The 9,796-nt window shown below is 68.8% G+C and carries 11 protein-coding genes; 6 read left to right on the top strand and 5 right to left on the bottom strand.

The features are described from left to right. The 5 genes from E0H50_RS24980 to E0H50_RS24960 form a co-directional block, all read right to left on the bottom strand. On the bottom strand, positions 1 to 378 hold a 378-nt coding region (locus E0H50_RS24980), incomplete at its 3' end, for a hypothetical protein (protein WP_131292679.1). Positions 379 to 574: 196 nt separating this feature from the next. Next, on the bottom strand, positions 575 to 1,363 hold the full coding sequence (locus E0H50_RS24975; protein WP_131292677.1) for a MarR family transcriptional regulator: 789 nt from the start codon (positions 1,361 to 1,363) through the stop codon (positions 575 to 577). Between the two features lie 119 nt (positions 1,364 to 1,482). After that, positions 1,483 to 2,409, bottom strand: coding sequence for a COX15/CtaA family protein (locus E0H50_RS24970; protein WP_131292731.1), 927 nt, complete (start codon positions 2,407 to 2,409; stop codon positions 1,483 to 1,485). Positions 2,410 to 2,428: 19 nt separating this feature from the next. Beyond that, positions 2,429 to 3,214 carry an ABC transporter permease gene (locus tag E0H50_RS24965; RefSeq protein WP_131292675.1) on the bottom strand — a complete coding sequence of 262 codons (786 nt, stop codon included), beginning with the start codon at positions 3,212 to 3,214 and terminating at the stop codon, positions 2,429 to 2,431. After that, positions 3,211 to 3,921, bottom strand: coding sequence for an ABC transporter ATP-binding protein (locus tag E0H50_RS24960; protein WP_131292729.1), 711 nt, complete (start codon positions 3,919 to 3,921; stop codon positions 3,211 to 3,213). Before E0H50_RS24960 ends, E0H50_RS24965 begins: the two co-directional genes overlap by 4 nt. A gap of 140 nt (positions 3,922 to 4,061) precedes the next feature. Here E0H50_RS24960 and E0H50_RS24955 point away from each other — a divergent pair, with 140 nt between their 5' ends. The 6 genes from E0H50_RS24955 to E0H50_RS24930 are packed head-to-tail and all read left to right on the top strand — an operon-like array spanning position 4,062 to position 9,785. After that, entirely contained in the window at positions 4,062 to 4,787 is a 726-nt protein-coding gene (locus E0H50_RS24955; protein WP_165547286.1) for a helix-turn-helix transcriptional regulator, read from the top strand. Then, positions 4,784 to 6,196, top strand: a complete 1,413-nt coding sequence (gene sufB / locus E0H50_RS24950; RefSeq protein WP_131292673.1) for a Fe-S cluster assembly protein SufB — start codon at positions 4,784 to 4,786, stop codon at positions 6,194 to 6,196. Before E0H50_RS24955 ends, sufB begins: the two co-directional genes overlap by 4 nt. Beyond that, positions 6,196 to 7,398, top strand: a complete 1,203-nt coding sequence (gene sufD / locus E0H50_RS24945; protein WP_131292672.1) for a Fe-S cluster assembly protein SufD — start codon at positions 6,196 to 6,198, stop codon at positions 7,396 to 7,398. The genes sufB and sufD overlap by 1 nt, the downstream gene beginning before the upstream one ends. Positions 7,399 to 7,408: 10 nt before the next feature. Further along, positions 7,409 to 7,747, top strand: coding sequence for a non-heme iron oxygenase ferredoxin subunit (locus tag E0H50_RS24940; protein ID WP_131292671.1), 339 nt, complete (start codon positions 7,409 to 7,411; stop codon positions 7,745 to 7,747). Positions 7,748 to 7,770: 23 nt separating this feature from the next. Further along, entirely contained in the window at positions 7,771 to 8,532 is a 762-nt protein-coding gene (sufC, locus tag E0H50_RS24935; RefSeq protein ID WP_131292670.1) for a Fe-S cluster assembly ATPase SufC, read from the top strand. After that, positions 8,529 to 9,785 carry a cysteine desulfurase gene (locus tag E0H50_RS24930; RefSeq protein WP_131292669.1) on the top strand — a complete coding sequence of 419 codons (1,257 nt, stop codon included), beginning with the start codon at positions 8,529 to 8,531 and terminating at the stop codon, positions 9,783 to 9,785. Before sufC ends, E0H50_RS24930 begins: the two co-directional genes overlap by 4 nt. Positions 9,786 to 9,796: the final 11 nt, after the last annotated feature.

Below are 9,796 nucleotides of genomic sequence, written 5' to 3'. Positions count from 1 at the left end.
GGCATCCTGCTCGACACCGTCCCACTCCTGCCACTCCAACTCATCCACCCGCGAATACCGATTCCGACCCAGCAACTCGTCCAACTCCGCGTCCAACTGATCCTGCTGACTGACCAGCCTCGGACCACCAGGGAGCTCGGGATCGGTCGGATACACCAGATCGTCCGGCACGTAATCACCGTCGAGTGGCGCGTCGTCCCACACACTCCACGCAGACCGCGCAACCACCCCACCAGAAACGAACGCGGTCGCCGCCGCAGCACCAGGCCCCGCAGCACCAGGCCCCGCAGGCGCGGCGGTGTGGACGGTGGTGGGCGCGGCTGCGTCGGCGGTGATCGGATGATCGCCGCCGACCGGACTGCTCACGCTCCCACTCATGCGCTTAGAATAGAACATCTGTTCGAACCAGACAAATCCGCGAAAGTCCCGCCAGAAAGTCCCGCCTGGATGCCGGAAGGCGTTGTGGGGTTGGGGATCTGACCGAAGATTGCTGATGGCAACTGAATGTCGTTGGGCATCACCTCGCGTCCGGGCCGAGTGCTTCCGGGGACGGGCCTGGCGTGGATCGGGACGGTCAGCGGGCCCGTGCCGCGGCGGCGATCGGCTCGAGGCCGGCGGCCAGTTCGTCGAGCTCGGACAGGCTGAGTACGTCGTACGCCGGTGCTGCCAGCTCGTCGGTGAGGGCCTCGATCCGCTCCTTGGTCTGCCGGCCGGTGTCGGTGAACCCGCCGGCCGCGTCTACGAGGCCGCGGTCGCGCAGCCCGTCGACGACGGCGGTCAACTGTGCCTTGGGCAGGTGGTGGATCCGGCCGAACTCCTCGGGCCTCATTCCGGCCGAGAGGGCCAGAAGGACGTGAGCCTCGGTACCGCCGATGCCGTTCGCGACGAGGGCGGCGTTGTGACCGTCCCCGCGGTGCTCGCGCAGCAGCGTCGCCGCGTGCCAGAGCCTGGCCACCGGCTCCTGGGGTACGTCGAGCGCCCGGAGCCCGGCGTAGAGCACTCGGCCCTCGGTCGGCGCGCTGACGGCTGCACGGGTGGCAAGGTCGGCGAGTCGCACCAGACCGGGGGAGTCGGCGAGTTCCCCGATCCTCTGGCGCAACTCGGCGGCGCTGCCTCGCTCGCGCACGGCGATCGCCTCCTCCGGGGTGGTCTTGCCCCAGACCCACGGAATGTGGCGCGCCACCTCGCCGTCGGCGAAGTTGTAGAAGACCGCATGCACGACCTCGGCCGGTGCCGGCCCCAGAGGCGCGGCCCGGCCGGCGAAGTATCCGTCCCAGTAGTTACGCATGCCGATAGCCAGGAACGCCTCGGTCGGTCCCTCGGAGAAGGTTACGGTGGCGATCGGCTCGACGAGCTCGAACATACGGTGGACCTTGGCGTGGGGGCGTGGCATCGTCAGCATCTCCTTGGTCGTGACAGCATCCGCGTGAGCTGCCTCTGACCATTGCGACGAACGAGGTGGCCCCGATTCGACACTCCCCGTCAGGTGGCGGGCGTCCCGCGTTCGCCGTACACGGCGGTGACGAGGGCGATCAGGAGCCCGGCCAAGAACATGTGGACGAGGACGAGACCCCACGGCAGGCCGGTGAAGTACTGCGTGAAGCCGACGACACCCTGCAGGAGTTCGACGGCGAGCAGCCAGGCGGCGAGCTTGCGCAGCGTCCGTGACGTCGCGGTCACGCGGGTCGCGATCACCAGGGCGATCGTGATCCCGAGCAGGCCGAAGACGACATCGGAGTGCAGTTGGCTGACCAGCTCGGGGTCGAAGCCGTTGCGGCCCGTCTCCGGATCGCCCGAGTGCGGGCCGGCGCCGGTGACAACGGTGCCGAGGGCAACAGTCAGCCAGACGGCCACCACCGAGGCGGTGGCGAGGGCGCGGACCACCGGGGGAGTGTGCGGGTACGGGCTGGTGCGCGACCGGCGCATCATCGAGACCGTCAGCGTGATGATGATCGGCGAGACCAGGAAGTGCGCCGAGACGATCCACGGGTTCAGGCCGGTGAGCACGCTGATACCGCCGATCACGCCCTGCAGCGGCACGCCGAGGGCGGCCGCGGTCGCCAGCCGGCGCAGGTCCCGCCGGACCGGGCGGTAGCGCATCACCACCAGCCAGGTGAGAATCGCGACGATCGCGACGACGAACCCGAGCATCCGGTTGGTGAACTCGATCGCGCCGTGGATACCGAGGGCGGCGTGCGGGACGTACGAGTCGTCGGTGCAGGACGGCCAGGTCGGGCAGCCGAGCCCGGAGCCGGTCAGGCGGACCAGACCGCCGGTGACCACGATGCCGATGTTCACCACGATCGATGCCCAGCCCCAGCGCCGGACGACGTCCAGGCTCGGCTCGGGCACCAGTCGCCAGAATCCGCTGACTGGCGCAGTCTCTTGGGGCGGGGTCTCGGTCGTCATCACCGGCACACTCTAAAGGTCAGTCCCATTTGAAGGTTCGTGAGACCAGGTAGCCCAGCACGCCGGCCCAGAGGGCGAGCGAGAGCGCGGCGGCCCACGGGATCACTCCTTCGACGGTCGAGTTCGCGATCCCGTTGGCGAGCGCGGCACTCGGCAGCAGCCGGACGACGCCCTGCAGGCCGGCCGGGTACTCGTCGACGGGTGTCATGATCGCGCCGCCCACGAGCAGCAGCAGGTACAGCAGGTTCGCCGCGGCCAGGGTCGCCTCGGCACGCAGTACGCCGGCCATCAGCAGACCCAGCGACGCGAACGCCGCCGTACCGCACAGGACCGTGAGGACGACGCCGAAGACGGCCTCGAATCCGCCGACCGGCTTCCAGCCGAGCGCGAACCCGGTGCCGATCAGGACGATCAGCTGGATGACCTCGACGATCAGGACCGCGCCGATCTTTCCCGCGAGCAGCCCGGTACGGGACAGCGGTGAGGCGCCCAGGCGCTTGATGACGCCGTACCGGCGCTCGAAGCCGGTCGCGATCGCCAGCGAGGTGAACGACGAGGACAGGATCGCGAGCGCGAGCACGCGGGGGACCGCTTCGTCGATCGGCCGGCCGCTCCCGAGCGGCAACCGCTCGCCGAGGCCGGTCCCGCCGAGGAGCAGCAGCAGACCGAGCGGGATCACCAGGGCGAGCAGCAACTGCTCACCGTTGCGGACGAGCAGCTTGAACTCCATCCGGGTGTGCGCGAGCACCTTCCGCGGCCAGGGCGCGCTGCCCGGGCTCGGGGCGTACGTCGCTGCGCTGCTCATCGCGTCTCCCGCTTCGGCGCGGTCAGCTCGAGGAAGACGTCCTCGAGGGACTTGGTGTGGTGTTCGGTGAGGGAGTCGGGGGTGCCGGAGGCGATCACCTTTCCGGACGACACCACGTGCACCTGGTCGGACAGCTGCTCCGCCTCGTCCATCGCGTGCGTCGTCAGCACCACCGTCACACCGTCGTCGCGCAGATCGCGGATCAGCTGCCAGATCTCGCGGCGGCCGTGCGGGTCCAGGCCGGTGGTCGGCTCGTCCAGGAACGCGATCTCCGGCCGTCCCACGATCGCCAGCGCGAACGACAACCGCTGCTTCTGCCCACCCGAGAGCCGCCGGTACGGCGTGCGCCCGCAGCTGCCCAGGTCGAGGCGCTCCACCAGGGCGGGCACGTCGAGCGGGTGGGTGTGCAGCGCGGCGACGTACCGGAGCATCTCGACCGCGCGGACGCCCGACCAGGCGCCGCCTTCCTGGAGCATCACTCCGATCTTCGGCATCAGCTCGTCGTGATCGGCGAGCGGATCGAGGCCGAGGACCCGGACGCTGCCCGAGTCCGGGCGCCGGAAGCCCTCACAGGTCTCCACGGTCGTGGTCTTGCCGGCGCCGTTCGGGCCGAGCACAGCCGTCACCGATCCGGCGGCTACGGTGAGGGTGAGACCGTCGACCGCGGTCTTCTCGCCGTACCGCACGACGAGGTTGTCGATCTCCACCGCGACTGGCACAAACGGCAGCATAGAGAACGGCCCGGAGTGACCTCGCTCACGGTCGGGTCCGGAGCCCCGCGTGGGCGCCCGAACCGGTTAGGGGACCCTTATTTGAAGGGTCCGGGGAATTACGCGACACTGATGTTGTGAAAACTCCTGCGACCGACCGAGCCGTGCCTCACGGCGCTGCCGGCGCGCGGGACGAGTCCACCCGGGACCGGGTCGCACGCTCGATCCTGACGAACGGGCCGTCCAGCGCCGCGGTGCTGGCGGAGCGGCTCGAACTCACCCCGGCGGCGGTTCGCCGGCACCTGGACCACCTGCTCGACGAGGGCCTGGTGGAGTCTCGCGAGGAGCGCGTCTACGGCCCCCGCGGCCGCGGCCGCCCGGCGAAGGTGTTCGTGCTGACCGACTCCGGCCGGCACGCCTTCCACCAGGCGTACGACGACCTCGCGGCGACCGCGATGCGGTTCATCGCCGAAGCGGGCGGTGACGACGCGATCACGGAGTTCGCCCGGCGCCGCGTCGCCGAGGTGGAGGAGCGGTACCGGGAGCTGCTTGCGCAGGCTCCGGAGAACCAGAAGGCGGAGGTGCTCGCCCAGGCGCTCACCGCGGACGGCTACGCGGCCTCCACGGCGAAAGCGGCGCACGGAGAGCAGCTCTGCCAGCACCACTGCCCGGTCGCGCACGTGGCCGAGCAGTTCCCCCAGCTGTGCGAGGCCGAGACCGAGGTGTTCTCGAGACTCCTCGGCAAGCACGTGCAGCGCTTGGCCACCATCGCCCACGGCGACGGTGTGTGTACGACGCATATCCCGGGTCCCAACCCGGTTCCCCCTGTATCCGACGGCGAAGCTGCGAGGACTACACGATGACGCAAACCGCTCACCCCGAACTGGAAGGCCTCGGCAACTACCAGTACGGCTGGGCCGACTCCGACGCCGCCGGTGCGGTCGCCCAGCGCGGCCTCAGCACCGACGTGGTGCGGGGCATCTCCGCGCTGAAGAACGAGCCGGAGTGGATGCTCGACCTGCGCCTGAAGGGCCTGAAGCTCTTCGACCGCAAGCCGATGCCGTCGTGGGGCGCCGACCTGTCCGGGATCGACTTCGACAACATCAAGTACTTCGTCCGCTCGACCGAGAAGCAGGCCACCTCCTGGGAGGACCTGCCGCCGGACATCAAGAACACCTACGACAAGCTCGGCATCCCGGAGGCGGAGAAGCAGCGCCTGGTCGCCGGCGTCGCCGCGCAGTACGAGTCCGAGGTCGTCTACCACCAGATCCGTGAGGACCTGGAGGCCCAGGGCGTCATCTTCCTGGACACCGACACCGGCCTGAAGGAGCACCCGGAGCTCTTCAAGGAGTACTTCGGCTCCGTCATCCCGGTCGGCGACAACAAGTTCGCCTCGCTGAACACCGCGGTCTGGTCCGGCGGCTCGTTCATCTACGTCCCCAAGGGCGTCAAGGTGGACATCCCGCTGCAGGCGTACTTCCGGATCAACACCGAGAACATGGGCCAGTTCGAGCGGACCCTGATCATCGTCGACGAGGGCGCCTACGTGCACTACGTCGAGGGTTGCACGGCGCCGATCTACAAGTCGGACTCGCTGCACTCGGCGGTCGTCGAGATCATCGTGAAGAAGGGCGCCCGCTGCCGCTACACGACGATCCAGAACTGGTCGAACAACGTCTACAACCTGGTCACCAAGCGCGCCACCTGCGAAGAGGGCGCGACCATGGAGTGGATCGACGGCAACATCGGCTCCAAGGTGACGATGAAGTACCCGGCCGTGTACCTGATGGGCGAGCACGCCAAGGGCGAGACCCTGTCGGTCGCGTTCGCGGGCGAGGGCCAGCACCAGGACGCCGGCTCCAAGATGGTGCACAACGCGCCGTACACGTCCAGCTCGATCGTCTCGAAGTCGGTGGCCCGCGGTGGCGGCCGGACGTCGTACCGCGGTCTGGTCGAGGTGGCGCCGGGCTCGCACCACAGCAAGTCCACGGTGCGCTGTGACGCGCTGCTGGTCGACACCATCAGCCGTTCGGACACCTACCCGTACGTCGACGTCCGCGAGGACGACGTGGCGATGGGTCACGAGGCAACCGTGTCCAAGGTCAGCGACGACCAGCTCTTCTACCTGATGAGCCGGGGCATGGCCGAGGACGAGGCGATGGCGATGATCGTCCGCGGCTTCATCGAGCCGATCGCCCGCGAGCTCCCGATGGAGTACGCGCTGGAACTGAACCGTTTGATCGAGCTGCAGATGGAAGGGGCCGTCGGCTGATGTCCGCCGCTGAAACCCTTGTTGCGACTGGCAACAAGGCGCACTCCCACGGGCCGGGTTCGCCCGTTCCGCTCCAGGCGCGCAGCGAGCGGCCGACGTCGTACGACGTCGCCGACTTCGCGGTGCCGAACGGACGCGAGGAGGAGTGGCGCTTCACGCCGGTCAAGCAGCTCAAGGCCCTGTTCGAGGACGCGGCCGGCACCGAGACCCCGAAGGTCGACGCGTCCGGTCCGGAGGGTGTCGTCTTCGAGACCGTCGCCGCGGATTCGCTCAAGGTCGGCAAGCCCCAGGACCGGTCCGCCGCCATCGCCTGGACGCACGCCGGCGAGGCGCTCGCGGTGCGGATCCCGGTCGAGGCCGAGCTGACCGAGCCGGTGCACGTGAACGTGGCAAGCCTCGGCGGCCGCGGCTTCAGCCACCTGATCGTCGAGGCCGGCCGGCACAGCCGCGCGATCGTGATCATCGATCACACCGGCGCGGGGGAGCTGAGCAGCAACGTCGAGGTCGTCGTCGGCGACGGCGCCGAACTCCGCGTGGTCAGCATCCAGCAGGCCGACCACGAGTCGATCCACCTGGCCCAGCACGACGCGCTGGTCGGGCGGGACGCGAAGCTCCACCATGTGGTCGTCACCCTGGGTGGCAAGATCGTCCGGATCGGCACCAACGTCCGGTACGCCGGGCCCGGCGGCGACGCGGAACTCCTCGGGGTCTACTTCGCCGAAGGCGGGCAGCACCACGAGAACCGGCTCTTCGTCGACCACGAGGCCACCAACTGCAAGAGCAACGTGCTCTACAAGGGTGCGCTCGCCGGTGACCACGCCCGCTCGGTGTGGATCGGCGACGTGCTGATCCGGGCCGCGGCCGAGGGCACCAACACGTTCGAGCTGAACCGCAACCTGGTGCTCACTGACGGCGCCCGCGCCGACTCGGTGCCGAACCTGGAGATCGAGACCGGCGAGATCGAGGGCGCCGGCCACGCGTCCGCGACCGGCCGCTTCGACGACGAGCAGCTGTTCTACCTGCAGGCCCGCGGCATCCCCGAGGACGCGGCCCGGCGGCTGGTGGTGTCCGGCTTCTTCAACGACATCATCGGCAAGATCGGCGTACCCGAGGTCACCGAGCACCTGCACGACGTGATCGAGGAGAAGCTGGCGCGGGCCGCGGAGTTGAGCGCATCGGCCAAGGCGGTCGTCGGGCAGTGAGAGTGACACGATGAGCGACACGTTCGAGCGCGCCTGCGCCGCCGCCGACGTCCCCGACGAGGGAGTGATCCCGGTCGAGGTCGGCGGTGTGGAGGTCGCGGTCGTGAAGAGCGAAGGACAGTACTTCGCGGTGCGGGACGAGTGCTCGCACGCGCAGATCCAGCTGTCCGAGGGTGACGTCGGCGAGTGCGAGATCGAGTGCTGGCTGCACGGGTCCCGTTTCGACCTGCGCACCGGCGAGCCGACCAGCCTGCCGGCGTACGACCCGGTGCCGATCTACCCCGTGCGCCTCGACGGCGACGACGTACTCGTCGACGTGAAGAACCCCCTGAACCAGCAATCCTTGTAAACCAGACGGAGATAGAGAAACTCATGGCGACACTCGAGATCCGCGACCTGCACGTGTCGGTCGACACCGAGAACGGCCCCAAGGAGATCCTGCGCGGCGTCGACCTGACCATCGCGGCCGGTCAGACGCACGCGATCATGGGCCCGAACGGCTCCGGCAAGTCGACGCTGGCGTACTCGATCGCCGGGCACCCGAAGTACAACATCACCAGCGGTACGGTGACGCTGGACGGCGAGGACGTGCTCGACATGGCCGTCGACGAGCGCGCCCGGGCCGGCCTGTTCCTGGCGATGCAGTACCCGGTCGAGGTGCCGGGTGTGTCGGTGGCGAACTTCCTGCGGACCGCGAAGACCGCGATCGACGGCGAGGCGCCGAAGCTGCGTACCTGGGTCAAGGACGTGAACAAGGCGCTGTCCGACCTGGACATGGACCCCAGCTTCGGTCAGCGCAACGTCAACGAGGGCTTCTCCGGCGGTGAGAAGAAGCGCCACGAGATCGTCCAGCTGGAGCTGCTGAACCCGAAGATCGCGATCCTCGACGAGACCGACTCCGGCCTCGACATCGACGCGCTGAAGATCGTCTCCGAGGGCGTCAACCGGTTCGCGTCCCAGGGCGACAAGGGTGTCCTGCTGATCACCCACTACACGCGGATCCTGCGCTACATCAAGCCGGACTTCGTGCACGTCTTCGTCGACGGCCGCGTCGCCGAGGAGGGTGGCCCGGAGCTCGCCGAGGAGCTGGAGGCCAACGGCTACGAGCGCTTCCTCAAGGCAGGCGCCAAGTGACCGACGCCCGGACGTTCAGCAGTCCCTTGGACCTGCAGTCGGTCCGGGCGGACTTCCCCATCCTGAGTCGTGAGCTCGCGGGTGGATTTCCCTTGGTCTACCTGGACTCTGCGAACTCTTCGCAGAAGCCGCGCCAGGTGGTCCAGGCGATCGAGGACCACTACCTGATCCACAACGCCAACGTGGCCCGCGCCATGCACCAGCTCGGTGCCGAGGCGACCGCGGCGTACGAGGGCGGCCGGGACAAGGTGGCCGCGTTCATCGGCGCGCCGTCGCGTGACGAGATCGTCTTCACCAAGAACGCCTCCGAGGCGCTCAACCTGGCCGCGCACACACTCGGCGCGTCGCTCAAGCCGGGCGATGTCGTGGTGGTGTCCGAGATGGAGCACCACAGCAACATCGTCCCGTGGCAGCTCGCGTGTGAGCGGACCGGCGCGACGCTGAAGTGGTTCGGCGTCACCGAGGACGGCCGGCTGGACCTCAGCAACATCGAGGAACTGCTGACCGAGAACACCAAGGTCGTCGCGCTGACCTGGGTGTCGAACGCGCTCGGCACGATCAACCCGATCACCGACATCGCCGCCAAGGCGCACGCGGTCGGCGCGACCGTCGTCGTCGACGCCTCGCAGGCCGTTCCGCAGTTCCCGGTCGACGTGTCCACGCTGGGCGCCGACCTGCTGGTCTTCACCGGCCACAAGGTCGTCGGCCCGACCGGCGTCGGCGTCCTCTGGGGCCGGTACGAGCTGCTCGCGTCACTGCCGCCGTTCCTCGGCGGTGGCGAGATGATCGAGGTCGTCCGGATGACCGGTTCGACGTACGCCGCCCCGCCGGCCCGGTTCGAGGCCGGTACGCCGCCGATCGCGCAGGCGGTCGGACTCGGTGCGGCCGTGGACTACCTGTCCGGGATCGGCATGGACAAGATCGCCGCGCACGAGCACGCGATCGTCGAGTACGCGCTCGAGGGGCTGAAGACGGTCCCCGGCCTGAAGCTGCTCGGACCGACCGACGCGACGGACCACGGCGGCGCGATCAGCTTCGCGCTCGAGGGCGTCCACCCGCACGACGTGTCGACCGTGCTGGACACCCGCGGGATCGCGGTGCGCGCCGGGCACCACTGCGCGCGGCCGGTGCACGAGCGGTTCGGAATGCAATCGTCGACCAGAGCGTCTTTCTATCTGTACACGACACCTCAGGAGATCGAGGCACTCGTGGACGGCCTCGGATTCGTGCGCTCGTACTTCAAGCGTGCTTGAATTTAGACCCA

Source organism: Kribbella sindirgiensis (genome assembly GCF_004331435.1).
Taxonomy (GTDB): domain Bacteria; phylum Actinomycetota; class Actinomycetes; order Propionibacteriales; family Kribbellaceae; genus Kribbella; species Kribbella sindirgiensis.
Note: the sequence above shows the minus strand (reverse complement) of the source record. Positions and strands in the feature narration are given on the sequence as shown.

Excerpts from the sequence above, each read along its gene's own strand:
- E0H50_RS24970 (WP_131292731.1), bottom strand. The coding sequence starts at position 2,409 with ATGACGACCGAGACCCCGCCCCAAGAGACTGCGCCAGTCAGCGGATTC.
- sufC (WP_131292670.1), top strand. The coding sequence starts at position 7,771 with ATGGCGACACTCGAGATCCGCGACCTGCACGTGTCGGTCGACACCGAG.
- E0H50_RS24940 (WP_131292671.1), top strand. The coding sequence starts at position 7,409 with ATGAGCGACACGTTCGAGCGCGCCTGCGCCGCCGCCGACGTCCCCGAC.
- E0H50_RS24965 (WP_131292675.1), bottom strand. The coding sequence starts at position 3,214 with ATGAGCAGCGCAGCGACGTACGCCCCGAGCCCGGGCAGCGCGCCCTGG.
- E0H50_RS24975 (WP_131292677.1), bottom strand. The coding sequence starts at position 1,363 with ATGTTCGAGCTCGTCGAGCCGATCGCCACCGTAACCTTCTCCGAGGGA.
- sufB (WP_131292673.1), top strand. The coding sequence starts at position 4,784 with ATGACGCAAACCGCTCACCCCGAACTGGAAGGCCTCGGCAACTACCAG.
- sufD (WP_131292672.1), top strand. The coding sequence starts at position 6,196 with ATGTCCGCCGCTGAAACCCTTGTTGCGACTGGCAACAAGGCGCACTCC.